Source organism: Pseudomonas sp. GW821-FHT09C09, assembly GCF_059418105.1.
In genome coordinates, this window is record NZ_JBWKPF010000002.1 from 332314 (window position 1) to 358202 (window position 25889).

Annotated in this window: 21 protein-coding genes; 12 read left to right on the top strand and 9 right to left on the bottom strand. The window is 59.4% G+C overall.

Translation table 11 applies throughout. From position 1 onward, the window contains the following. Positions 1–11 precede the first annotated feature (11 nt). The 6 genes from AC07NR_RS06550 to AC07NR_RS06575 all read right to left on the bottom strand — a co-directional run bounded on the left by AC07NR_RS06550 (position 12) and on the right by AC07NR_RS06575 (position 8044). Positions 12–1433 (bottom strand): efflux transporter outer membrane subunit, encoded by a 1422-nt coding sequence (locus AC07NR_RS06550; protein ID WP_085709790.1) that lies wholly within the window; start codon positions 1431–1433, stop codon positions 12–14. Then, complete coding sequence (locus AC07NR_RS06555) at positions 1430–4621, bottom strand: efflux RND transporter permease subunit (RefSeq protein WP_085709791.1); 3192 nt, start codon at positions 4619–4621, stop codon at positions 1430–1432. The genes AC07NR_RS06550 and AC07NR_RS06555 overlap by 4 nt, the downstream gene beginning before the upstream one ends. A 15-nt stretch (positions 4622–4636) precedes the next feature. Next, positions 4637–5890, bottom strand: a complete 1254-nt coding sequence (gene mexE, locus AC07NR_RS06560; RefSeq protein ID WP_085709792.1) for a multidrug efflux RND transporter periplasmic adaptor subunit MexE — start codon at positions 5888–5890, stop codon at positions 4637–4639. A gap of 271 nt (positions 5891–6161) precedes the next feature. Then, positions 6162–6614, bottom strand: a complete 453-nt coding sequence (locus AC07NR_RS06565) for a DUF805 domain-containing protein (RefSeq protein ID WP_248739632.1) — start codon at positions 6612–6614, stop codon at positions 6162–6164. Positions 6615–6629: 15 nt separating this feature from the next. Then, positions 6630–6977 carry a DUF4190 domain-containing protein gene (locus tag AC07NR_RS06570; protein ID WP_248739633.1) on the bottom strand — a complete coding sequence of 116 codons (348 nt, stop codon included), beginning with the start codon at positions 6975–6977 and terminating at the stop codon, positions 6630–6632. Between the two features lie 140 nt (positions 6978–7117). Beyond that, entirely contained in the window at positions 7118–8044 is a 927-nt protein-coding gene (locus AC07NR_RS06575; protein WP_495078111.1) for an HTH-type transcriptional regulator ArgP, read from the bottom strand. A gap of 187 nt (positions 8045–8231) precedes the next feature. On the opposite strand from AC07NR_RS06575, the gene AC07NR_RS06580 reads away from it, so the two are divergent. From AC07NR_RS06580 to AC07NR_RS06590, 3 genes are all read left to right on the top strand, one after another. Next, entirely contained in the window at positions 8232–8510 is a 279-nt protein-coding gene (locus AC07NR_RS06580; protein ID WP_134826782.1) for a hypothetical protein, read from the top strand. 44 nt (positions 8511–8554) lie between these two features. Further along, the gene (locus AC07NR_RS06585) at positions 8555–8839 is read left to right on the top strand and encodes a hypothetical protein (RefSeq protein ID WP_495078112.1); all 285 of its coding nucleotides are present in this window, start codon (positions 8555–8557) and stop codon (positions 8837–8839) included. A 153-nt stretch (positions 8840–8992) separates the two neighbouring features. Further along, a complete protein-coding gene (locus tag AC07NR_RS06590; RefSeq protein WP_495078113.1) occupies positions 8993–10177 on the top strand; it encodes a sugar transporter in 1185 nt (394 codons plus the stop codon). A 47-nt stretch (positions 10178–10224) separates the two neighbouring features. Here the strand turns inward: AC07NR_RS06590 and AC07NR_RS06595 are convergent, their stop codons facing one another. Then, a complete protein-coding gene (locus tag AC07NR_RS06595) occupies positions 10225–11139 on the bottom strand; it encodes a LysR family transcriptional regulator (protein ID WP_085709803.1) in 915 nt (304 codons plus the stop codon). A 270-nt stretch (positions 11140–11409) separates the two neighbouring features. On the opposite strand from AC07NR_RS06595, the gene AC07NR_RS06600 reads away from it, so the two are divergent. The 4 genes from AC07NR_RS06600 to pgm all read left to right on the top strand — a co-directional run bounded on the left by AC07NR_RS06600 (position 11410) and on the right by pgm (position 17636). Then, positions 11410–12432: a zinc-dependent alcohol dehydrogenase family protein gene (locus tag AC07NR_RS06600; RefSeq protein ID WP_119426356.1), complete on the top strand. Its 1023-nt coding sequence runs from the start codon at positions 11410–11412 to the stop codon at positions 12430–12432. Positions 12433–12978: 546 nt separating this feature from the next. Next, positions 12979–14433, top strand: coding sequence for a hypothetical protein (locus AC07NR_RS06605; protein ID WP_495078114.1), 1455 nt, complete (start codon positions 12979–12981; stop codon positions 14431–14433). Positions 14434–14479: 46 nt separating this feature from the next. Further along, on the top strand, positions 14480–15880 hold the full coding sequence (locus tag AC07NR_RS06610) for an aminotransferase-like domain-containing protein (RefSeq protein ID WP_495078115.1): 1401 nt from the start codon (positions 14480–14482) through the stop codon (positions 15878–15880). Between the two features lie 109 nt (positions 15881–15989). Beyond that, entirely contained in the window at positions 15990–17636 is a 1647-nt protein-coding gene (pgm, locus tag AC07NR_RS06615; protein WP_495078116.1) for a phosphoglucomutase (alpha-D-glucose-1,6-bisphosphate-dependent), read from the top strand. 62 nt (positions 17637–17698) lie between these two features. Here the strand turns inward: pgm and AC07NR_RS06620 are convergent, their stop codons facing one another. Continuing rightward, the gene (locus AC07NR_RS06620) at positions 17699–18394 is read right to left on the bottom strand and encodes a pirin family protein (RefSeq protein WP_134826788.1); all 696 of its coding nucleotides are present in this window, start codon (positions 18392–18394) and stop codon (positions 17699–17701) included. 279 nt (positions 18395–18673) lie between these two features. On the opposite strand from AC07NR_RS06620, the gene AC07NR_RS06625 reads away from it, so the two are divergent. After that, a complete protein-coding gene (locus AC07NR_RS06625) occupies positions 18674–21148 on the top strand; it encodes a UvrD-helicase domain-containing protein (protein ID WP_495078117.1) in 2475 nt (824 codons plus the stop codon). 57 nt (positions 21149–21205) lie between these two features. Here the strand turns inward: AC07NR_RS06625 and AC07NR_RS06630 are convergent, their stop codons facing one another. After that, positions 21206–21478 (bottom strand): DUF1652 domain-containing protein, encoded by a 273-nt coding sequence (locus tag AC07NR_RS06630; protein WP_038367758.1) that lies wholly within the window; start codon positions 21476–21478, stop codon positions 21206–21208. A 264-nt stretch (positions 21479–21742) separates the two neighbouring features. Here AC07NR_RS06630 and AC07NR_RS06635 point away from each other — a divergent pair, with 264 nt between their 5' ends. The 4 genes from AC07NR_RS06635 to AC07NR_RS06650 are packed head-to-tail and all read left to right on the top strand — an operon-like array spanning position 21743 to position 25532. Then, on the top strand, positions 21743–22558 hold the full coding sequence (locus AC07NR_RS06635) for a helix-turn-helix domain-containing protein (protein WP_114882900.1): 816 nt from the start codon (positions 21743–21745) through the stop codon (positions 22556–22558). A gap of 51 nt (positions 22559–22609) precedes the next feature. Beyond that, entirely contained in the window at positions 22610–24016 is a 1407-nt protein-coding gene (locus AC07NR_RS06640; protein ID WP_495078118.1) for an NAD(P)/FAD-dependent oxidoreductase, read from the top strand. A 29-nt stretch (positions 24017–24045) separates the two neighbouring features. Next, the gene (locus tag AC07NR_RS06645; protein WP_495078119.1) at positions 24046–24390 is read left to right on the top strand and encodes a cupin domain-containing protein; all 345 of its coding nucleotides are present in this window, start codon (positions 24046–24048) and stop codon (positions 24388–24390) included. Between the two features lie 56 nt (positions 24391–24446). Beyond that, positions 24447–25532: a polyamine ABC transporter substrate-binding protein gene (locus AC07NR_RS06650; protein WP_114882904.1), complete on the top strand. Its 1086-nt coding sequence runs from the start codon at positions 24447–24449 to the stop codon at positions 25530–25532. Positions 25533–25889 lie beyond the last annotated feature (357 nt).

Below are 25889 nucleotides of genomic sequence, written 5' to 3' on the forward strand. Positions count from 1 at the left end.
TTAAAAATGTGTTACTTGCTGGCGACCGTTTCCGGTTGCCAGCCGCCACCGAGGGCCTTGTAGATCGCGACGATGCCGCGATACAGATCCACTTCGGCCTGTGCCTGGCTGTCTTCGGCGTTCAAACGTTCACGCTGGGCGTCGAGCAGCACCAGGAAATCCGTGGTGCCTTCGCGGTAGCGGATCTCAGCCAGATCGGCAGCCTTGCGGCTGGATTCGCTTTGGCGGATCAGCGAGATCAAGCGTTGCTGACGCTTGCCGTAATCGCTGAAGGCGTTTTCCGATTCTTCCAGGGCCAGCAGCACTTGTTGCTCGTAGGTTGCCAGTGCGCCTTCGGCATCGGCGTCGGCACCGCGCAAACGGGCCCGCACGCTGCCAAGGTCGAACGCCGCCCAGGTGATGCTCGGGCCCAGCGCCCAGGCGTTGGCCGCCGAGGAACCGATCTGCGAGCCACGCCCGGCGGTCCAGCCGAGGAAGCCGCTGAGGCTGACCCGTGGGAACAGGTCGGCCTTGGCCACACCGATACGCGCCGTGGCGGAAGCCAGTTTGCGTTCGGCGCTGAGGATGTCCGGGCGACGTTGCAGCAGTTCGCCCGGGTTACCGATCGGCAATGCCTTGGCAATGGCTGGCAAGTCTTTCGGGCTCAGGTCGACGGTCAGCTTGTCCGGACGTTCACCCAGCAGGGTGGCGATGCGGTTTTTCTGCCGAACCTGCTCTGCCTGCAATTGCGGCACGCTGGCTTCGACCGAGGCCAGACGGGCATCGGCGCGCTCGACATCGAGCTGATCGCCCACGCCGGCGTCACGCAGGCTGATGGTGATCTTGCGCGATTCCTGCTGGTTTTCCAGGTTGGCCACGGCGATCTTTTCCCGCAGCTGGGCGCCACGCAGTTGACCGTAGGCGTCCACCAGCTCGGCAATCATGGTGACTTGCAGCTGGTACAGATCGGCTTCGGCAGCCTGCTGATCGGCTTCGCTGGCTTCCAGATTGCGCTGGATGCGACCAAACAGATCGACCTCCCAGGCCATGTCCAGACCCAGGTCATAGCGTTCGCTGTTGACCCGTTGGGTGGTCTGGCCGGGAATCTGTCCCTTGCCCAGATTGCTGCTGGCACGGCTGGTGATGGTCGGCATCGCATCGTTGCTGACGTCGTCGCGGATCGCCCGGGCCGCTTTCCAGCGAGCAAAGGCGACGCGCAGTTGACGGTTACCCTGCAGTGATTGAGTCACCAACTGGTTGAGGGTCGGGTCGTCGAACTGCTGCCACCAGATGCCTTCGAATTTCGAACGGTCAAAGTTCTTCTGGCCGGCGGCGCCGTCGGTGGCGGCCGTGATGTTGGCCGCCTCCGTGGCTGGGGTCTTGTAGTCGGGGCCGACTGCACAGGCGCTCAGGGCCAGTACCAGCAGGCTCGGCAGGAAGACTTTCAGACTCATTGGTGCGCCTCCAGTTGCTGTGGAAGATTCTGCGCCTTGGCCGCTTTGCGGGCTTCACTGCGTTCCACGAAGTTGCGGATCAGTACATAGAACACTGGCGTCAGCAGCAGACCGAAGAAGGTCACCCCGAGCATCCCGGAGAACACCGCCACACCCATGGCGTGACGCATCTCGGCACCGGCACCGCTGGAGAACACCAGTGGCACCACACCCATGATGAACGCGAACGAGGTCATCAGGATCGGCCGCAGACGCAGACGGCAGGCTTCCAGTACCGCGGCCAGCGGATCGAGACCTTCCTGCTGTTTGTCCTTGGCGAACTCGACGATCAGAATCGCGTTCTTACAGGCCAGGCCCACCAGTACGATCAAACCGATCTGGGTGAAGATGTTGTTGTCGCCGCCGGAGATGATCACGCCGGTGATGGCCGACAGCAGGGTCATCGGTACGATCAGGATCACCGCCAGTGGCAGGCTCCAACTTTCGTACTGAGCGGCGAGCACCAGGAACGCCAGCAGTACGCAGAGCGGGAACACGAACAGAGCAGTGTTGCCGGACAGAATCTGCTGATAGGTCAGGTCGGTCCACTCGTAGGTCATGCCGTTCGGAAGTTCATCCTTGAGCAGTTTCTCGATGGCTTTTTCGGCCTGGCCGGAGCTGTAGCCCGGGGCTGCGGCACCGTTGATTTCAGCAGTGATGAAGCCGTTGTAGTGCATCACGCGATCCGGACCCGAGGTGTCGCTGACCTTGATGAAGGTCGCCAGCGGGATCATTTCGCCCTTGTTGTTGCGTACTTTCAACTGGCCGATCTGGTCGGATTCGAGGCGGAACTGTTGCTCGGCCTGAACGTTGACCTGATAGGTGCGCCCGAAGCGGTTGAAGTCGTTGGCATACAGCGAACCCAGGTAGATCTGCAGGGTGTCGAAGATGTCGCTGACGGCCACGCCATGGGTCTTGGCTTTTTCCCGGTCGATGGCGGCATCGACCTGCGGCACGTTCACGGTGTAGCTGGTGAACAGGTTGGCCAGTTCCGGAACGTTATGGCTCTTGGCAATGATGTTCATGGTTTCCTTGTACAGCTCTTCGTAGCCCAGGTTGCCCCGGTCTTCGATTTGCAGGCGGAAACCACCGATGGTGCCCAGACCTTGTACCGGCGGCGGCGGGAAGATCGCCATGTACGCTTCCTGGATGTTCGCGTATTGGCCGTTCAGGGCCCCGGCAATCGCACCGGCGGACATGCTCGGGTCTTTACGCTCGTCGAACGGTTTCAGGGTCACGAACACGATGCCGGCGTTCGGGCTGTTGGTGAAGCCGTTGATCGACAGGCCCGGGAACGCTACTGCGCTTTCCACGCCCGGCTGTTTCAGGGCCAGGTCGGACATGCGCTTGATCACGTCTTCGGTACGGTCCAGGCTCGCGGCGTCCGGCAGTTGCGCGAAGGCCACCAGGTATTGCTTGTCCTGGCCGGGTACGAAACCGGTCGGCGTGCTGGAGAAACCGAAGAAGGTCAGCACCATCAGGCCTGCGTACAGGAAGAGGGCGATGCCGCTGCCACGGATGACCCGGCGCACGGTGCCGACGTAGCCATGACTGGCGCGGTCGAAGAAGCGGTTGAACGGACGGAACAGCCAGCCACCGAAGATCTTGTCCAGCACCCGCGAGAAGCGGTCTTTCGGTGCATCGTGACCTTTGAGCAACACAGCGGCCAGCGCCGGCGACAGGGTCAGCGAGTTGAAGGCCGAGATCACGGTCGAGATCGCGATGGTCAGTGCGAACTGCTTGTAGAACTGACCGGTCAGGCCCGAGATGAACGCCGCCGGTACGAACACCGCACACAGCACCAGCGCCGTGGCAATGATCGGGCCGGTCACTTCACCCATGGCCTTTTTGGTCGCGTCGAAGGGATTGAGCCCCAGTTCGATGTTCCGCTCGACGTTCTCCACCACCACGATGGCGTCGTCCACCACGATACCGATCGCCAGTACCAGGCCGAACAGCGACAGGGCGTTGAGCGAGAAGCCGAACAGGTGCATCACCGCAAATGTACCGATCAACGATACCGGCACCGCCACCAACGGAATGATCGAGGCGCGCCAGGTCTGCAGGAACAGGATCACCACCAGAACCACGAGGATCAGTGCTTCGAAGAGGGTGTGAACCACCGCCTCGATGGAGCCGCGCACGAAGATCGTCGGGTCATAGACGATGCTGTAGTCCATGCCTTGCGGGAAGCTTTTCTTCAGTTCTTCCATCTTGCCGCGAACTTCGTTCGAGATTTCGATGGCGTTGGAGCCCGGACGCTGGAAGATCGGGATCGCCACGGCCGGCTGGTTGTTCAGCAACGAACGCAGGGCGTACTGGCTGGAACCCAGCTCAACGCGGGCGATGTCCTTAAGGCGAGTGATTTCACCGTTGTCGCCGGCGCGAATGATGATGTTCTCGAACTCTTCCTCGGAGACCAGACGGCCCTGAGTGTTGACCGACAGCTGGAAGCTCTGGGCATTCGGGGCAGGGGGCGCGCCCAACTGGCCGGCGGCGACCTGACGGTTCTGCTCACGAATGGCGGTAACCACATCAGTGGCGGTCAGATTGCGCGAAGCGGTCTTGTTCGGGTCCAGCCATACACGCAGCGAGTAGTCGCCCATACCGAACAGCTGCACGTCACCGACACCACCGAGGCGAGCGAGCTCATCCTTGATGTTGAGGATCGCGTAGTTGGACAGGTACAGCATGTCGTAGCGTTTGTCCGGCGAGGTCAAGTGCACGACCATGGTCAGGTCGGGCGAAGCCTTGTCGACGGTAATGCCGATGCGGGTCACTTCTTCCGGAAGTTTCGGCTCGGTCCGGGTCACACGGTTCTGCACCTGCACCTGCGCGTTGTCCAGGTCGGTGCCCAGGGCGAAGGTGATGGTCAGGGTGATCTTGCCGTCGGCGGTGGACTGCGAGGACATGTACAGCATGTTCTCGACGCCGGTGATGGCTTGCTCCAGTGGAGCGGCCACGGTTTCACCGATGACTTTGGGGTTGGCGCCCGGGAAGTTGGCACGTACCACCACGGTGGGCGGCACGACTTCCGGGTATTCGCTGATCGGCAACTGGAACAGCGAGATAGCGCCGGCGATCAGGATCAGCAGCGAAAGCACCGCTGCGAAGATCGGCCGTGAAATGAAGAATTGGGAAAAATTCATCGGAGTTGTCGTCCCTTAACCGCGTGGGGTCGCAGCAGCCAGTTTCACAACCGATCCCGACGCGCCTTTGGCAGGTGCGACTTTGGGCAGGTTGCTGGCTTCCAGCGCTTGTCGTTGTTGAGCGAGAGCGGCAATGGTTTGCTCGCTGGCCATCGGGATCACTTCAGGGGATACCGGAGAACCAGGGCGAACCCGTTGCAGACCCTTGACGATGATCGTGTCGTCCTTGTTCAGGCCGCTGCGCACGATGCGCAGGCCTTCGATCTTCGGACCGAGCTCGACGGCGCGGTAGGCGGTCTTGTTGTCGCCATCCATCACCAGCACGAACTTCTTGCCGAGGTCGGTGCCGACCGCTTCATCGTTGATCAGCATGGCGTTATAGGTGCCGCTGCCGACCAGTTTCAGACGCGCATACAGACCCGGCGTGTAAGTGCCGTCGCTGTTGTCGAACACGGCGCGACCACGAATGGTGCCGGTCTTCGGGTTGACCTGGTTGTCGACGAAGTTCATCTGGCCCAGGTGCGGATTGCCGTCTTCGTTGGACAGACCCATGTACACCGGAGTGGTCGCGCCGCGCTGACCTTGACGGGCGAGTTGGGTGTATTTGAGGAATACACGCTCATCCGCGTCGAAGTAGGCATAGACCTTGTCGGTGGAAACCACGCTGGTGAGCGGGGTGGTGTCGGCGGTCACCAGGTTGCCGGCGGTGATCTCGGCCCGGCTGACGCGGCCACTGATCGGTGCGGTTACACGGGTGAAGCTCAGGTTCAGTTTGGCCAGATCCAGTTGTGCTTGCAGTGCACCCACAGCGGCGCGTGCCTCTTGTGCGGCGCTGGTGCGCGAGTCAGCCAGTTCGGCAGAGATGGCGTTACTGGCACGCAGGCGTTCGCCACGGCCGGCTTCGTTTTCACTGCGGGTGGCGTTGGCGCGAGCCTGGGCTACGAGGGCTTCAAGACGGCGAACCTCGGCCTGGAACGGACGCGGGTCGATCTGGAACAACAGGTCGCCTTTCTTGACCAGTGCACCTTCGGTGAAGGCGACTTCGTCGATCTGGCCGGAGACCCGTGGACGGATTTCAACGGTTTCCGGCGCCTCGAGGCGCCCGGTGAATTCGTCCCACTCGTTGACCGGTTGTTCCAGCACCTTGGCCACGCTGACCTTGGCAGCAGGCATGGCGGCGGCGGTTTCTGGAGTCTTGCCGCAGGCGCTCATCACCATCACGGCCAACAGAGCCAACGGGAAGCGCAAATGTTTGAGTGATTGTTCCATGGATGCATCCGCCAATGTATTGAAGATGGGCGGATGATGCTCGGCAGGTAGATAGCAAACGAATCGAATGACACGAAGGTAACTATCATTCGGAATGATATAAGACCGAGCGAAGCCCTCTAGCATGCACCTTTCGTTAGGGGGCTATCAATATGGTCGATGACAAATCTGTGTTGCGCGACCTGCAAGGATGAGATCGACAGGAATTCTTTGCGGCAGATGCAAAGAGACGGCCATGGCGGCCGTCTCGATCAGCGTGTTGCGCAGTGACTCAGTTGACGCCTTTGCGGTTCGGCCCGAAGCGGTTCGGACCTGGCTGGCTGTCCTGCACGAGAAACACCAGGTTGACGATCGGGAGCAGCAACCACCAGCCGCTGCGGTCGGTGTCGTGCATGCGACGTGCACCGACGGCGATGCTTGGCAGCAACATCGCCAGGCTGTACAGGTTGTAAAGGATGCCCTTGGTATTGAGGATTGCATCAAGAACACCGACGACAATGCAAATACCCAGGTTGATCAGAATGAACATCCAGTATTCGCGACGAGTGGCGCGACCCTTGAATTCGGCGTAGTTCTTCAGCGCTTCCATGTAAGGGTTGCCCGTCGCGATGGCGGGACCGCTTGCAAAGGACGGCTGGGTCGCCTGAGGTGCGCCGCATTGCGGGCAAGCCACGGCCAGGCTGCTAATTTCCTTGGCGCAACCGCGGCAGAAAACCATGCTCATATTTTTTCCCTAAAATTATTCAATCGATAGACAGGACAAAACGAACGCGGCAATGCCTGACAAGATAATGCCGGCAATCGCGAGGTTTCTTCCTGGATGTTTTTGGTTGATACAGACAATGCCGCAAATGAGACCCGCGATGCTGAGAAATCCCACACCGACAATCGCGTCCCTGTCCCATTCGGAGTCATCAAACAGGGTGAGTGCGCTGATAATTCCGAGGATCAACGAAACGATGGCCAGCCAAGGCATTTCGGCTTGCGTTTGCGGCACTGGGGCCTGCTGGGGAGCCCCGCATTGGGGGCAGGTGAGCGCCGATTCGTGAAGCTCCTTGGCGCAAGCACGACAATAGACCATTGCCATCGTTTTCCTTAACTGAGTGCGAATGCCCGACTTGTCATTTGTCGGGGCGGCGACAAGTTAAACTTTATTGCCGGATTTGTCATTAGGCACTTTGCCAGCACTCACGCGGCGCACCGAAATGACAGGGTTATTTGCGCCAGTCATTTCTTCGGCATGGTCGAGCGCTTCACTGGCTCTTTGCTGCTCAGGATGCGTCGCGCGGCATGTACCGCCCGTTCGGAGAGCATTTCCATGCGCGATGATTGCAGGTCCCAGGCGTGCCAATAAAGCGCCACGTCAGTGAAATGACCGGGTACCAGATCCACCAGCTCCCGACTTTTCAGCAGGTCGCTTACCTGCATGTACGGCACCATCCCGTATCCGAGGCCGCGACGTATGGCTTTGAGGCGTGCTTCGGGAAGTGACAGGTAATGGGTCGGATAAGCATCTGCCTGCAGACCGAAACGTGACCGCATGAAATCAGACTGCAAGGTGTCCTTGCGCGAATAAGCGAAAACGGGCGCCTTGCGTGCAGCCGTGCGGGTCAGACCCTTGGCAAACCAACGCTCCTGAAAGGCGGGCGATGCCACGAGTTGGTAGCGTACTGACCCCAGCAACTCGGCAAAACATCCACGCATCGGCTGTGAGCGCGTGCCGATGCAACCGATGACCTGGCCACTTTCCAGTAATGCATAGGTGTGGTCCTGATCGTCGACCACGACGTCGAGCAGGATTTTTTCGCTGACGAATATCTCGGCCAACGCAGGGAAAAACCAGGTCGCCAGCGTGTCACCGTTGACGGCTATGACAACCCGCAGATGGTCTTTTTCGTCACCGGTCAGGTCGTTGAGGAGTTCCTCTTCGAGCACCGTTGCACGGCGAAGATAGAGCATCAGCTTGCGTCCGGCCTGAGTGGGTTCGCACGGTCGTCCGCGCACTACTACCGAGCTGCCCAGGCGAACTTCCAGTGCGTGTATCCGTTGCGACACCGCCGACGGCGTTACGCTGAGCCGTTCCGCGGCCTTTTCGAAACTGCCGCTGTCGACGACGGCAAGGAACGCCTGCATCTGTTTTGCATCGAGTTGCATGGTCGCCAGTCTCGTTAAGTTTTTCTAATCCGCACTGAAAGATACTTCGTTTTTCTTCATCTCGGTACCGAACTGCTCAATCATTCCATCACCGCGATCTGACCGATTCAGACCCGCACAAACGTCGCTATTGACCCCACGGTGTCAGCGTTATGAGGAATGAAATGTCCAGCGACCGATGCCTGCCATGAAACTCAACATGATTATTGCTGTGAGCGCTGTCGCATTGGTCGGCAACTATATCTGGCAGTCCCACGACTTGAAGCTCGGGCCCTACGAATATCAGGCGTCAGCGAATGCTCTGCTATCGAGGCACACCCACTCAGGGGCGCGTCAGCTGGCCTTGGACAAGGCCTGCAAAAAGTGTGCATCGCTTGGCAAGCAGCTCGGCGAGTTTGAAGTTCAATCTCGCTTGCCGCTGGATCCTGAGAATGAAGTCGCCCACGTGACGTTCGTCTGCAAGTGATCCCAAACAGTGCAGTAAGAATCCTTTTACCGATGGAGAAAGCCATGAGGTTCGCTATTTTTACGTTGTTCGCGATGCTTTTGAGCGCTTGTGCCACCTCTGTTCAGAATTGGTCCAGGCCGGGCGCAAGTGCCTCTGACATCCAGCACGACAAAGCTGAATGCCAGTACCAGGCCAAAGCCGCAACGGCCAGCTACCACTCGACGCCGGCAGCAAACGACCAGACCCATGGCATGGGCAGCGCCGTGGGGGACGGCATCGTTATCGCCGAAAAACAGATCGATCTGACCAATGATTGCATGCGGGTCAAAGGCTACGCCGGGCAATGACGCACGCCTGTATCCCGTGCGCCGAGAGTTTCACCGCCCCCACGATGAACCCGTCCGCGTTTCTTTATAGTAGAGTCGCCATCGAACCACCTGTCGTCTGAGGCTTTCCGGCAATTGGTGTACGCAAAACCGACAGATGGACACGACTTTCAAATGAGCAACTCTACGACGACCACCAGCGGCAATTGGTATGCGGTCATTGCGCTGGCACTGGCAGCATTCGTCTTCAACACCACCGAATTTGTCCCGGTCGGCCTGTTGAGTTCGATTGGCAGCAGCTTCGACATGACGTCGGCTCAGGTCGGCCTGATGTTGACCATCTATGCCTGGGTGGTGTCGCTGACGTCGCTGCCCATCATGCTGCTGACGCGCAACGTCGAGCGGCGCAAGCTGTTGATCGTGCTGTTTGCGATGTTCATCGTCAGTCACATTCTGTCGAGTGTGGCGACCAGCTTCGCCGTCCTGTTGCTGAGCCGGATCGGCGTGGCGTTATCCCATGCATTGTTCTGGTCGATCACCGCTTCTCTCGCCGTGCGACTGGCGCCGCCGGGCAAACAGGTCCAGGCCTTGGGCTTGCTGGCGACCGGCACTTCCCTGGCGATGGTGCTGGGCATTCCCCTCGGCCGGATATTGGGCGAGGCGATGGGTTGGCGAACCACCTTCATCGCGATCGCCGTGTTGGCGGCTACGCTGGTGTTCTGGCTGGCGAGGGTCTTGCCGTTGTTACCGAGCCAGAACTCGGGATCACTCAAAAGCTTGCCGTTGTTGTTGAAGCGACCGGCGCTGGTGGCGATCTATGTCCTGACGGCCATGGTCGTGACAGCTCATTTCACTGCCTACAGCTACGTCGAGCCTTTCGTTCAGGTGGTGGCGGGCATGAGTGGCGAGACGGTCACGCTGATCCTGCTGCTATTCGGCGGCGCGGGGATTTTCGGATCTCTGCTGTTCAGCTGGCTGCACCGGTACAGCCCGCAGCGCTTTCTGATCGTCGCCGTGTCGTTACTCGCATTGTGCCTTGCATTGCTGTTGCCGTTGAACGGTGAGGTTTCTTACCTGTGCACCCTGAGCCTGTTCTGGGGAATGGCGATCATGGGCTTCGGCCTGGCGTTGCAGTCCAAAGTTCTGGTGCTGGCACCTGACGCGACCGATGTGGCGATGGCGCTGTTTTCGGGGATCTACAACATCGGCATTGGCGGCGGGGCGTTGATGGGGAGCTGGGTGGGGAGCCAGTTTGGTTTTGCTTATGTTGGGGTGGTGGGTGGGATGCTGGCGGGGTTGGCGTTGTTGATTTATTGCCTGTCGAGTTACCGTTTAGCTCGGATCGGGACTTCTGCTTGAGTCCTGAACCGCTTTGCTGTCGGGAGCAAAGCGGTTTCGGCAAGTCTTCAGAGACTATCCGGATCCCCGAAAAACATCTGAATCCGCGACCTCAACCACCGCTCCCCCGGATCGTTATCCTGCGACCCACGCCACGCCATGTGCAGTTCAAACGTGCGCGTCGGCAACGGTGGATCTTCCGCCCGAACGCCACCCGCAGACGTCAGCGCATCAGCCGTGTAATCCGGTACAGTCGCGACGATATCGGTCCCGGCCAGCAACGTGCTCAAGCCGTTGAACTGCGGCACGGCCAACACAACGTGGCGTTTGCGGCCGAGTTTTTCCAGTTCTTCATCGATAAAGCCACTGAGGTCGCCGGCGAACGACACCAGCGCATGGGGGCGGGCGCAGTAGTCGTCCAGGCTCAGCGGCCCCGGCACGGTGTCGGCGCGCAGCAGTTTTGGCTGGCTGCGGCGCAAGACCTTGCGCTTGGCGTTGGCCGGCAGGTCGGTGGTGTAGCTGACGCCAATGGAGATTTCGCCGGAGGCGAGCAGGCCGGGCATCAGGATGTAGTTGACGCGGCGCACCACCAGCACGATCCCCGGCGCCTCGGCACGCAGGCGCTTGAGCAGCATGGGCAGCAACGCGAATTCGACGTCGTCCGACAAGCCGATCCGGAATACCGAGGTGCTGGTGGCCGGGTCGAATTCGGCAGCACGGCTGACCGCTGTCGAAATCGAGTCCAGGGCAGGCGAGAGCAGGGCGAAGATTTCCACCGCCCGGGCGGACGGTTCCATGCTGCGCCCGGTGCGTACAAACAGCGGATCGTCGAACAGACCGCGCAGGCGCGAAAGCGCCGCGCTGATCGCCGGCTGGCCGAGAAACAGCTTTTCCGCCGCGCGGGTTACGCTGCGTTCGTGCATCAGGGTTTCGAATACGATCAACAGGTTCAGGTCGACACGACGCAGGTCATTACGATTCATCTGGAGTCCTGGCAGAGTCATCAAGCTTGACGAGAGCGACCATATGAGAACAATGGCCGGCATGAATCTTACGGGGAAAGGCTGGTACTCTGCACCGGGTAATTCAGCTTTACTGAGAAGGATGCAGCAGTTTTTTCATGGATTTGCTCAATGCTGGCCATACTGCGGAATCAATGACAGGCATGTCGACTATTAATAGCCACTGATAGTCTTGGCTGGAAAGCCCAGATAGAGTTCAGGGCATTAGAGGTTACTTTGACGAGGTTTGCGATGTCCCGCACGATCCGTTTTCACAAGTTTGGTCCGGCCGAGGTGCTCAAATGCGAAGAGCATGCGGCCGCTCAGCCAGGTCCTGGCGAAGTGCAGGTGCGTGTCGAGGCGATCGGCATCAGCTGGTATGACACGCTCTGGCGTCAGAACCTGGCGTCGTCACAGGCCCGCCTGCCTTCGGGCCTGGGCCATGAAATGGCGGGTGTGGTCACGGCCATTGGCGACGGTGTCGAAGACCTGATCGTCGGTGACAAGGTGGCCAGCTTCCCGGCCGAGAGCCCCAATGACTATCCGGTCTATGGCGAACTGATCGTTCTGCCACGTACCGCGCTCACCCGTTATCCGGACGTGCTGACCCCGATCGAGGCCAGCGTGCATTACACGCCGCTGTTGATCGCCTATTTCGGTTACGTCGATCTGGCGCGAGTCAAACCCGGGCAGTTTGCCCTGGTCACCGACGCCAGCCATTGCGCCGGTCCGTCGTTTGTCCAGTTGGGCAAGGCGCTGGGTGTGCGCGTGATTGCCGCCACGAAAACCGCTGAAGAGCGCGAATACCTGCTTTCCCTCGGTGCCGAGAAAGTGATCGTCACCGAAGAAGAAGACCTGTTGATGCGGATCAACAAGATCACCGACAACCGCGGCGTCAACGTCGTGTTCGACGGTCTCGGCGGCCCGCAGATGTCGCTGCTGGGTGATGTACTGGCACCTCGCGGCAGTCTGGTGCTGTATGGCCTGCAAGGTGGCAACCAGACGCCATTCCCGGCCTGCGCAGCGTTCCAGAAGAACATTCAGTTCTTCGTGCACTGCATCGGCAACTTCACCGGCAAGCCGGAACTGGGCATCGTCCAGGATCACGTCGCGCTGCAACGTGCCCTGCGTGACATCAACCAGTTGACGGCCGACCGCGTGCTGCTTCCGCTCAAGACCCGGGTTTTCCCGTTCAACGAGTTTGTCGAAGCACACCGCTACATGGACGAATGCCCTTGCCGTGAGCGGGTCGCCCTGCAAGTCGAACCTGCCTGACCCTTGTGATCAGAGTCCGTGGCCCCACGGACTCTTGTGCGTTCCACCCTTCAGACCATGAGAAACCCTGGGCGCGATGTCTGGGGACGTTCAGCAACTGAACTGGTTTTTACTCTTGATCTGTATCTTCTAATCGCCATCCAGACCCTGATAATTGAATGACTACTTTCATCTCAAGGAATGAGCTATGTCTGTGCATTCTGTTTACTTTGCGCAATACCGGACAATAGTGGCTGGCCGATATTTCAGATTCTGTTTAATTGCTGTAGGGCGACCTAGTAATCCCTTCTTTTTTTCTTGTGCTCATCATGTGCAAGCCATTGTAAGAATTTTCCTAGGAAAACTTCTGTGTCGAGAAAAGCCTGTAAAGACGCGGGCTTGCGGCGCGCGGTTGGTGAGTTTCAATTGTTGCGAGCTTAACTGTTTCAAATAACTACAAAAACTTAAGTGTTAGCATTTCAGCGTCTATTAATTAATGAAGAGTGATTGCGTATCCGGCGTTCGTGGCTGCGCAATATAAAACCTTTGATATCGGGTGAAGTACTGATGAGCACGATCCATGACCAGGCAATGAACTATGTCTACCAGCAAGTATTGCAACGATTGCTGAGTTTCTTTTCCCGTGCCGAACGCACGGCATTGCAGCTGTTGATTCAGCGATTGGCGGTAGCCGCCGGGGGCATGGATCGTATCGGTGAATTCAAGGTGCTGGTCACGCAATCGGGCACTCGTGATTGCTGTTACAGCCTGGCCCTGTTGCGTGCTGCGCAACTGAGTATCGCCGGACGGGCTCCGGGGACCTTTCAGTTACGGGTGGCGACCCTGCGTGGTTGCGCGACACCGGCGTCGGCATTGCACAACATGCATCGCAGCTACAGCGCCCTGTTTCTGTATGACGACCCAAGGATCGAACTGCTGATGATCGACAACCGGGAGATCCTGCCTTTCAATCATCACGAACCCCTTTCCGACGACGGGCGCGAGGCGAACCGCATCAATTTGCTGATGGTTGGCCATCGCCGCTGCTGGAGTGAGAGCCTGGAGCTTTGGGACGATGCGTACCTGGCCACGGCCGAGTTCTACGGACAGGTCGCCCGGTGGAACAATGGTGTCGATGCACTGGTCAGCAGCGACTCCGCACGCCGTCAGGCGCACTTCCTGCAAGGACTGGATCGTGCAGCGCAGAAGGCCGGCATCGGCGCGTTGCCGAAGCGGACCGGCGGGTTCGATGAGTTGTTCGATGTGCTGGACGGTATGGGAGGCGACTGTTACCGGGAACTCCGTGCACCCGACGATCTGCCGCCGTGGCGGCCGCTCGGCCAGTTCGAAGCCTGCCGGCGCACCAGTTATATCGGTATCGATGACATCGTGGTGGGCAAGATGGAGGAGCGGTGGCCCTTGCTCAGCGATTTTCTCGGGTTTCAGACTGACGAGCTGCTGTTCGAACCGGGTTCCGGTGAGTCGGCAGATCCCTTGATCGCTGCCTACCTGAGCGGTCTCCAGGCTTGCTGCATCGAGGGTCGCAATTACGAAAGCGGCGTATCCGAATACCTGCAACGCTGCCTCGCATCGATGCGCCGCCAGGACGTTCCGGAGCAAACCTGCGAGCGCTTCATGGCGACGTTCGGCACTCTGACAGATCCGGGCGAGCATCGATCGCTGGCCGCAACCGCCTTGCAAAAGAATTTCGGGCTCAATGAAGCGCAACTGGTCTGTCTGATGTTTGCGCCATTCATCGAGGGTGGCGCAGGACTCGAACGTTTTCTGCGAACCTGTCATCCAGGCATGCTGGTGGCCATGCCGGATATCCATCGTGCGATGCAGGGGTTGCACGCCCCTGAGCAGGTTTTGCAATGGATGACCGATGTCAGCGGCTTGCCCTTGCAACTGATCAGCCGGTTGTATGCCATGGCACCTGTCCGAGTGGCTGAGCAGGCGATGCACGCCCCGGACCCTGCCGACAGTGAGGTTGCCGCAGGCGACCGCTCGGCGGAAGGTTGAGTGTGAGTCTCGCGCCCGATCGCCAAAGAATGCCGGACGCCCGTTCATGAATGCCTCGCGTGAAACCGATTTCGCCTATCAGGCGGTCTATCGCTATCTCACTCAACTGATCGATGGGCCAGGCGGCGAAGGTGCGATGCGGCTGCCATCCTTGAGGCAACTGGCCGAACGGTTGAACGTGTCGATTTCGACCATCCAGTACGCCTACGCGCTGCTCGAGAAAGAAGGCCGGGTCTATTCCGTGGCCAAGTCCGGGTATTTCGCACAGCCGGCCTCCGCGGTCATGCCGCCGGGTCGAGGCAATGACTTGCTGGAAACCGTCTACGTCAACGCCAGGTGTTTCGGCATGCGCGTATTGAGCTCAGACGATCCGGCCTCGATCCAGCCGCTGGACAGCCCGCTGCTGATGCTCGAACGGGAGCTGATGCGGCAATACCCACGGCAAGCTCAGGTCCCGGCCCAGCCTTGTGGCGAGCTCGAGTTGCGCATGCTGCTGGCGGCTCGATACACCTCGTCGCCGACCCACTGCTGGCACGCCGAGGACGTCTATATCGGCGCCGATGTGAGAGGGGTGCTGGAGATCCTGATCGCTGTCCTTGAGCTGCGTAACGCAACCGTGGTGGTGGAATCGCCCTGTGACTGGATGGTGTTGCGCCTGCTCCAGTCTGCCGATGTGAGGGTCATCGAGCTGCCGGTACAACCTGGCGGGGAGCTTGATCCACGGCAATTGAAAATGTTGCTGGAAACCGAACCGGTTCGACTGATCCTGCTGTCTTCTGTGTTGAATATGCCCCGTGGCAGTCTGACACCTGAGGAAAATCGCGAAGCCATCGCGCAGTTGCTGAGGGATCATGGAACCTGGGTGCTGGAAAACGACAGCTACAGCGAGCTGGGTGACGACTGTGAACGTCGGCCTCTGCGGGATTTACTGGACCCGGATCGTCTTCTGGTGTTTTCCACCTTCGAAAAGGTGATCGGCGTTGAAGCGCCTTACGGCTTCGTGCTTGCTCGCCAGTGGCGCACCGACTTGCAACGGCACTTCCTGCTGCGCTCGTTTCGACTTTCGCCGATTCGCCAGAAGGCCATTGCCCGACTGTATGCCAGTGGTCGGGTCGATCAGCATCTCCCGGTGTTGAAGCGCCTGCTCAAGGAGCGTCGTACCCGGTTGATCGAGTTGCTGCGCGAAGGGCTGGGCGATGCGCTGCACATCGATGAGCCGCAGGGCGGCGCGACGGTCTGGGTGCGCTCGTCGCGCCGAGTGGTGATGGGGGCCGTGTTCCAGCGCCTGCTCAAACAACACGTGTTGATCGCACCGGGCGAACTCTTCAGCGCGCAAGGCATGCATGGGCAACACATGCGCCTCAGCGCGACAGCAAGCAACGGGCCTGAACTGGAAGGCGTCGTCGGTTTGATCGGCGATGCGTTGCGACTGGCGCCCGATGGCTGAGCTGTTAAAAAACATCGGGGACGCACTGGATAGATCCCATCGCACTACGGTCAAACTGCCAGTAAACTCCGCTGTAATTTCCTGAACCACTCTATTTCAGAGGTTTTGCATGACACTCAGTCCTTTTGCGGGCAAACCGGCACCGGCAGAGTTGTTGGTCGACATCCCGCGACTGGTAACGGCGTATTACACCGGTCAACCCGACGCTTCGATTTCCACCCAGCGTGTGGCGTTCGGTACTTCCGGGCATCGTGGCAGCTCCTTCGACTTGAGTTTCAACGAGTGGCACGTTCTGGCCATCAGCCAGGCAATCTGCCTGTACCGCGAAGCCCAGGGCATCACCGGCCCGCTGTTTGTCGGCATCGATACTCATGCGCTGTCCACGCCGGCCGGGGCCAGTGCCCTGGAGGTGCTGGCAGCCAACGGCGTGACCGTGATGATCGCCGAAGGCGATGAATACACCCCGACGCCGGCCGTGTCTCACGCCATTCTTTGCTACAACCGTGGCCGCACCACCGGCCTGGCTGACGGCATCGTCATCACACCGTCGCACAACCCGCCACAAAGCGGTGGCTACAAATACAACCCAACCAACGGTGGCCCGGCCGACACCCACATCACCAAGTGGATCGAAGCCAAGGCCAACGAACTACTGGCCAACAAACTGGCTGGCGTTAAACGCATCGGTTACGAACAGGCGCTCAAAGCCCCGACCACGCACCGCCACGATTACGTCAACACCTACGTTGCCGACCTGATCAACGTCATCGACTTCGATGCCATCCGTGGCGCCAAACTGCGCCTGGGTGTCGATCCATTGGGCGGAGCAGGGGTGCGCTACTGGTCGGCCATCGCCGAGCACTACCGTCTGGACCTCGATGTAGTGAACAAGGAAGTCGATTCGACGTTCCGCTTCATGACCGTCGACTGGGATGGCCAGATCCGCATGGACCCATCGTCCAGCCATGCCATGCAAGGCCTGATCGGCCTCAAGGAACGCTTCGACGTCGCGTTCGCCTGCGATCCGGATCATGACCGTCACGGCATCGTGACTCCGTCCGGCGGCCTGTTGGCGCCGAACAACTACCTGGCCGTGTCGATCGACTATCTGTTCCAGAACCGTCCGCAATGGCGCGCCGATGCGGCCGTGGGTAAAACCGTGGTCAGCAGCGGTCTGATCGATCGTGTGGCCAAGCGTCTGGGCCGTCGTCTGTACGAAGTGCCGGTCGGCTTCAAGTGGTTTGCCGACGGTCTGTTCGACGGCTCCCTCGGTTTTGGCGGTGAGGAAAGTGCTGGTGCATCGTTCCTGCGCAAGGACGGTGGTGTGTGGAGTACCGACAAGGACGGTCTGATCCCGGCCCTGCTGGCTGCTGAAATGACTGCCCGTACCGGTCGCGACCCAAGCCAGGCTTACCGTGCACTGACCGATGAGCTGGGCGAGCCGTTCTCGGTGCGCGTCGATGCCAAGGCCAACCCTGAGCAGAAAGCGCTGCTGAGCAAGTTGTCGCCGGAGCAAGTCACCTCGACCGAACTGGCGGGCGAGAAGATCCAGAGCATTCTCAGCAAGGCACCGGGCAACGATCAGGCCATCGGTGGTCTGAAAGTGATGACCGAGAACGGCTGGTTCGCCGCGCGTCCTTCGGGCACCGAGGATATCTACAAGATCTACGCCGAGAGCTTCATCGGCGACGACCACCTCAAGAAACTGGTGGCCGAAGCGCAAACCCTGGTCGATGGTGCAATTTCCACCAAGTGATCACGGCCGAATAGAAAAGGGCGACCAAGAGGTCGCCCTTTTTTTGCCCGTAATCCAGCCGATCAGGCCAGATCCACCAACACGATTTCACTGTCTTCAATGGCCGTGACGGTCAGCACCGGTTCCTGGCTCACCGCGACACCGTCTCGAGCTTGCGCACGCAAGCCGTTGACTTCAATCACACCGGTGGCCGGTACGAGATAAGCGCGACGTCCGGCATCGAGTCGGTACTCGGCGGTTTCCCCGGCCTTGATGGTGGCCGCGACCAAGCGTGCGTTGGCGCGAATTCGCAGGCTTTCATCGTCACCGTCCTTGCCGCTGGCCAGCGTCACGAAGCCTTCGCGCTCACCTTTGGGGAACGGTTTTGCGCCCCAGGATGGCGGTGCACCGGTTTCGGTCGGCAGAATCCAGATCTGGAAAATCTTGGTCGGGGTCGCTTCCAGATTGTATTCACTGTGAGCGATCCCGGTGCCGGCGCTCATCACCTGAACGTCGCCGGCTTCGGTGCGACCCTTGTTGCCCAGGTTGTCCTGGTGGGTAATCGCACCTTCACGCACGTAAGTGATGATCTCCATGTCCCGGTGCGGGTGAGTGGGGAAACCGGTGCCCGGAGCGATGATGTCATCGTTCCACACCCGCAGGTTGCCCCAGCTCATGCGCTGTGGATCGTAGTACTCGGCGAACGAAAAGTGGTGATGGGCATCCAGCCAGCCGTGATGGGCGCCGCCCAGCGAGCTGAAGGGTCTGAGTTCAAGCATGATCTTCTCCTCAAAAGGTTCGTCATGGGGCGTTTCGGCCGCAGCCACGAAGCGAGACCGGTGATTGATGGCGAGCATCATCTATCAACCAATAATCGAGAAAAAGCGTAAAAAGTGCTGCATTCCCATCGAATTGACTGATGTTATAAATCTCGAAACGCTCCCATGCAGCCTTCAGTTCATCGCCTAACTCAATGACCTGTAAGCATTTCGCTAGAACTCAACGGCAAATGCAGACACCATAGCCCTCAACAGCCTCAGCCTCTGGAGTCCGTCAGCGTGGCGCAACACACCCCCGATCTTCCTCCCGAACTTCGTCCCCTGGCCGAGATGCCATGGTTCAAACGCCTGGCGGCGCGTTTCCTCGGGCATGGTCTGACGCAATTGCGCGCCCAGCATCGGGCCTCGTGGCTGCACGGTCAGGCCGATGGCTTTCGCAGCGGGCACACCGCCGGGTTCGACTACGGCTACAAGGAAGGCAAGGCCGAGGGGCTGGAAGAGGGCCGTCAGGTCCTGTTGATCCGCGACAGCCGCAGCACCGAGCATCGCGCGCCGGGGATCGACAATCACCTGTTCGATGACTGGCGTCTGCCACTGACTGCCGAACTGAAGAAACGCATCAAGGCGGACGTTGCCCGCTTGCTGCCGGCCCACGCCCAGCCGAGCGTGGCGCAATGGAAGATGATCTTCAGTGATACGCCGTCAACGTCGGTGGTCGCCGGGGCTGGCGCCGGCAAATCGACCACGCTGGTGTTGCGCATCCTGCTGCTGACGCACTACCTGGGCTTCGAGCTGGATTCGATGACCGTGGTGACGTTCACCCGGGAGTCGCGCAAAGACTTCATCAGCAAACTGATCGAGCTGTTTGCCCTCTGGGGGCATTCCCTGAGCCAGAAGACCGCCCGGGATCTGGTGCGCACCTTCCATTCGCGGATTCTGCCGATGGTCCGCAGCCTGCCGGGGTTCGAGCGTTTGCAGGCGTTTGAAAACCTCAGTCTGCGGCCACAGGGCGGGGACGATGACGTCGACAGTAATCCGTTCGATCTGCGGATCAACGACGCCCAGCGCCAGCAGCTCAACGCCTGCTATCACCGGCTCTACACCGAGGACGAGCGTTTCCGGCAATTGATCCAGCCACTGTCCCGGCATGCCTTGCAGCTCAAGGAGCTGGAGCGCGATCACCCGGACCTGCAAAAACGCATGGCGGTGACCGAACTGGCGGCCAAGCGTGACGAAGAACTGTGCGATGTGATCGAGGATTTATGGTTTCGCGCCGGTGCCTGGCCGATCAAGGGGGTCGAGCCGAACCGTCAGACCTTCGAGATCAACGGCGCAACCTTTCACTGTCATGGCTACATCCCGAGTCTCGATGCCTGGGTCGTTTTGGGCTTCGATCCGAGAGAAAACCCTCAAGTCTGCCGTCCCAATGCCAAGCTGACGGTCCGCGCAGAATGGGCCGTGAAGCGCACGCTGTTTCAAGCTTTCTGTCGTAAGCCATTGATCTGGATAGAAAGTTACGAGTCATCAAGACGCGTTTTGGCTACGTTGGCCGGTGATGCCAGTGCGGGTCCCGGTTTCGATTACAAGGTCAAGGGAGAGCTCGCATCCGCGCCGTTGCTGGACTGCTTTGTCGCTGCCGCCGGGTTTATCGAGAACCTGGGCCTGGATGTACCGGACGCCGTTGGCCGCATGAGTTTCGCCAAGGATGATCCTGACCGGTTTTTCTTCGAGGCGCTGAGCCTGTTCTGGCGCGCACTGGAAGATCACTTGCTCGATCAGAAGCCGCCGGTCATGACCTACAACCGCATGTTCGCGCTGTTCAGCGAGCACTCGCCGGAAAACCTCAAGCTACTGAGCGATGAACTGCTGCGCCCCATGTCGCACCTGATGATCGACGAATTTCAGGACGTTTCGCCGCAGATCGTCTCGTGGATTCGCGCGAGCCTTGCAGAGATCCGCAGCCGTGGTCCGGCCATGCACGTCGGACGCGGTGCGCAACGCTCATCCTTGCTGTGCGTGGGCGATGACTGGCAGTCGATCTACGGCTGGCGCGGCAGTTCGCCGAGCTACTTCATGGAGTTCAACAAGGAGTTTTCCTCGCCGAGCACCACGCGGGTGATGCTCAGCGACAACTACCGCAGTCATCAGCACATCATTGACGCGGCCGAGCACATCGTCCGTGCCGCACCGGCAATTCCCGGCAAGAAAGCCAAGGCCAGCGGCGAGGAGAAGCCGTTGCAACCGGTCAACGTGCTAGAGCGCGATGACCAGGCACTGGGCCAACGCCTGGCAGAGCACTACAGAAACGGCGATTCGATCCTGATGCTTTATCGAAAAAGTAGCGATAAGTTATTGATAGAACAGCATATTCAGTCAGTAGTTAATGTTGATTCGAGCTTGCCGTACGAGTCACGGCGCTTGAAGCAGCTGACCTATCACAGCGCCAAAGGCTTGCAGGCCGATGCGGTGTTTCTGTTGGGCGACTGCCAGCACCTCACCAGTTCTCCCTACAAGAATCAGGTCTACCGCATGGCCGGGCTGGGCAAGGCCGGTGACAACGAGCCTTACGACACGGCGCAGAAGGACGAAATCCTGCGTCTGGCCTATGTCGGCATTACCCGGGCAGTGAGTCATTGCTATTGGTACGTCGAGCCGCAGGATGCCCAGGCGGTGAACATGCCGCGTGCGTCGGACCGGGTCGCCAAGGGCAAGCCGTTCTTCGTCGATCACCGGCCGGAAAAGAAAACCGCCTGAACCGATCGCCCATAAAAAAGCCCGCGCGCAGCGGGCTTTTTATTTTAAATCAATAACTTAGGCGTAACTCCTAAGAGACTCCGGAGGAACAAAGGCTTCCAGTTCGTCTTCGACGGCTTCGATTATTCGTTCGACATCCGCTGCGTTCATCACCGTGGCACAGGGAATGCCGGCAATGGCGATCATGGTTTCGCCGCTGGCCCGATCGAACAGGCGGGCGATCATGCTGCCCGGCGCGTCCATCGTGGCTTCGAAACCCATGGGATGAAAATGCCAGCGCATCAGCTGGCAGGCATTGGGGAACGTGACCTTGCTTGACCCTTTGTTCATGTGTTGCCCGCCTTCTTCATCGAGCGCTTCCGTTTGCTCATGGTAGGTGGGAAGAGCCTTCATTGGCTCAACCGGTGACTGTCCTTAAAAGTAGCATCTGGATGTGAAAAACCTGTGAGAATTTTCAGGCCGTTTGGCGATTGCAGGGATTTTTTTGATGTAAGTCACGGCTGATGAAATTGTCGCCAATGTGCCACTATGCGCCGCTTGGTTGATGATGAGCCCGAAGTTGGGCAAGCTCGGTTCTTTTGCCAAGAGTCCCTTATGCACGCCGATGATGACGGCCCGCAGCAGACCCCGGCCACGGCCGAAACGGTCATGCGCTATCACCTGTGCTGGAAACACCGGGACCTGGATGGCGTCATGGCGCTTTACCATCCGGACATTCAGTACAACGATTTTTTCCAGAACCGCGTGCTCGGCCTCGACGAACTGCGCGAGTACGTCCGCGTCAGCATGCCCCGTGAATCCGACGAAGCGCTGGAACATTGCGACCGGATCCGTATCGACGGCAACACGGCGTTCATTCAATACGAAGTGACCCTGCGTGGCGGCAACGGCCTGGTGTCGTTCCGTTCCAGCGAAGCGATCACCGTCAAGGACGCCAAAATCTGGCGGGTCAACGAATACGCCTCACTGGTGCGCGAGCAGGGCTCCAGTACTTCGACGCCGAGTCAGCGCCCGGCGGCGAGCCGGCTGGGCCTGTCGCCACGCCAGTTGAGTTTCATGGCCGAAGACCTGCAGCAGTATTTCCAGCGTCAACAGCCGTATCTCGATCCCGAACTGGATCTGCAACGTGTGGCGAAAGAGTGCGGTTACAGCCGCAATCAGATTTCCTACCTGCTGAACCAGGTGCTGGGGCAGAGCTTCTATCGCTACGTCAATCAGGCGCGGCTCCAGCATTTGCTGCAATCGCTGGATAACGCGACGCCGCCGCTGCGCATTGATGAACTGGCGTTCGCTGCCGGGTTCAACTCGATTTCGGCGTTTTACAGCTGTTTCCGCCAGCACACCGGCCAGTCGCCCAAGGCTTATGCCAAACAAATTTCTTTGCGGACACGCGCGCAAGACAGTCCCTGAGGTCAGCCACTAGGATCGACGCCATCGAAATCTGGATTGGCGGAGTCTTGCATGCCGGCGTGGCGCACTATCAGTTTGTGGATGGACCAACTCGACGAGCCGCTCACCGCGCGCCCGGCGCTGGAGCAGGACCTTGACGTCGACGTGGCAATCATCGGCGCCGGCTACACCGGGTTATGGACCGCGTATTACCTGAAGAAACACGCGCCAGGCCTGGACATTGCCATTGTCGAGGCGCAAACCGCCGGTTTTGGTGCGTCCGGCCGCAACGGTGGCTGGTTGATGGGCAATCTGCTGGGCGAGGATCGCCTGCTGGCGGGCCTGTCGCCACAACAACGCCGCGCCTCATTCGATCTGCTGCACAGCATTCCCGATGAAGTCGAAGTCGTCCTCGAACGCGAAGGCATCGACTGCGATTACCGCAAGGGCGGGGTGCTGTACTGCGCCGCGCGCTATCCCGAGCAGGAAGCCAGCCTGCGCGAGTATCTGAACAAGCTGCACGCCCAGGGCCTGACCGACGACGATTATCGCTGGCTCAATCCTGAGCAACTGGCGCAGCAGATTCGCGTCGCCAAACCCTACGGCGGGATTTTCGCCCCGCACGTGGCAACCATTCAGCCGGCAAAACTGGTGCGTGGCCTGGCCCGGACCGTTCAGGGCATGGGCGTGAAGATCTACGAAAACAGTCCCGTAACCCATTGGCAGTCGGGCAGTCTGCGCACCGACAAGGCCAGCGTGCGCAGTCGCTGGATCGTCCCGGCCATCGAAGGTTATTCGGTGACGCTGCCGCCGCTGGGTCGATATCAATTGCCGGTGCAGAGCCTGATTGTCGCCACCGAACCGTTGTCGGCGGCGACCTGGGACGAAATCGGCCTCAACCGTGGCCAGGCTTTCAGTGAGTTCAGCCGTCAAGTCACCTACGGCCAGCGCAGCGCCGACAACCGGCTGATCTTCGGCGCCCGTGGCGGCTATCAGTTCGCCGGCCAGTTGCGCCACAACTTTGATTTGACCCGGGACGAAGTAGAGCTGCGGCGTTATCTGTTCGGCGAGCTGTTTCCACAACTGAAAAACACCACGATCACCCACGCCTGGGGCGGCAATCTCGGCATGTCCCGGCATTTCAAGCCGCACATGCTCTGCGACCGGGCCAACGGCATCGCGCTGTCCGGCGGTTATGGCGGGGAGGGCGTCGGTGCTTCCAACCTCGGTGGTCGCACGCTGGCCGATCTGATTCTCGAGCGCGATACCGAACTGGTGCATCAGCCCTGGGTGCTGCCGGACGGCGGGATCCATGCGTTGCGCGCCTGGGAGCCGGAACCGTGCCGCTGGCTCGGCTACAACGCGATCATCAAAAGTTTCGTCCACGAAGACCAGACCCTGGCCAACCCGGCGACTGCGCCCTGGCGGCGCAAACTTGCCAGTCGGGTGGCCGGGTTCATGGAAGGTTTCATGCACTAAACGTTGTTCAATTCCAAATAGGTAACGCAATGAGCATCACCCAATTCAAGAACACCGCCACGCTGCAACTGGACGAATCCAGCCCGGTGGCCGTGCCGCTCGGCACGCCGGTCGCCATTGCCTCGACCACCAGCGTCGAGCGCGACGACGGCGTCGAAACCGGCGTCTGGGAATGCACCCCGGGGCGCTGGCGGCGGCAGATCACCGCCCAGGAGTTCTGCCACTTCATTTCCGGCCGCTGCACGTTCACCCCGGACGATGGCGGCGAAACCCTGCACATACAAGGTGGCGACGCACTGATGTTGCCGGCCAACACGCTCGGGATCTGGGACATCCAGGAGACCGTGCGCAAGACCTACGTCCTGATTTTCTGATTGCTTGATCCTTTTGATTGCCTGCCAACAACAATAGCCAATACAGGAATCGATCCATGATCCGAAAGACCCTCGCTCTCGCCCCCTTGATGCTCGCTGCTTCCCTTGCTCAGGCAGCGGAAACGGTCAAGGTCTACAACTGGTCCGACTACATTGCGCCGGACACCGCGAAAAACTTCGAAAAGGCCACCGGTCTCGGCGTCACTTACGACGTCTACGACAGCAACGAAACCCTCGACGGCAAGTTGATGACCGGCAAATCCGGTTACGACGTGGTGTTTCCGTCCAACCATTTCATGGCACGGCAGATTCAGGGCGGGGCGCTGATGAAGCTCGACAAGAGCCAGTTGCCGAACTGGAAGAACCTCAATCCGGTATTGCTCAAGGCCTTGCAGACCAATGATCCGGGCAACGAGCACGGTTTTCCTTACCTGTGGGGCAGCACCGGCATCGGTTACAACGTCGCCAAGGTCAAGGCCGTACTGGGCGATAACGCACCGGTGGATTCCTGGGATCTGATCTTCAAGCCCGAATACATGGAAAAGCTGCAGAAGTGCGGCGTGGCGATCCTCGACAACGGCCCGGAACTGCTGCCGGCAGCGCTGAACTACCTGGGTCTGCCGCATCACAGCAAGAACCCCGAGGACTACAAGAAGGCCGAAGCGCTGCTGATGAAAGTGCGGCCATATGTCAGCTACTTCCATTCCTCGAAGTACACCAGCGACCTGGCCAACGGCGACATCTGCGTCGCGGTTGGTTTCTCCGGCGACATCCTGCAGGCGGAAAACCGCGCCAAAGAGGCGAAGAATGGTGTCGATATCGGCTATGCGATTCCCAAGGAAGGCGCCGCGATCTGGTTCGACATGGTCGCCATGCCCGCCGATGCGCCTGACGCCAAGGCCGGTTACGCCTTCATGAACTACCTGCTGCAACCCGACGTCATGGCCGGCATCAGCAACTACGTGCATTACGCCAATGGCAATGAACAGGCCGACAGCCTGATCGACCCGGCCATCAAGAACGACACCAAGGTGTATCCGAGCCCGGAAATGATGGGCAAATTGTTCGCACTGGAGGCCATGCCGCTGAACATCGACCGGATCCGCACGCGGGTCTGGAACAAGATTCGTACCGGTAGCTGAAAAGATGACGGAGCGGGTTTTTCCCCGCTCCGTCAGAGGCATATGACGCTCGCTGCATATGTTTATTTGTTTGATGTCACTTCGCTGGCACCGCACTAATAAAGTGCAGGAAAGTGAGACGCGGCTAACAAAAAGCAACTTACCGATATTTAATATTTAAATAAGAAATCGTCAGACAATTAGGCAAACTCACCACACTTACAACATTCTTTCAGCGGCACGCGCTTTGTTTACGGGACTTTTCCGGAATAGTTCAATTTGATCTCGAAAAATCGCTAGACGACAGATTTCAAATTGTGTCAGGTTTCTTACGCCTTCATTGGGCGAGTGATAGGACAATCTCGCCAGAGGTTGTCG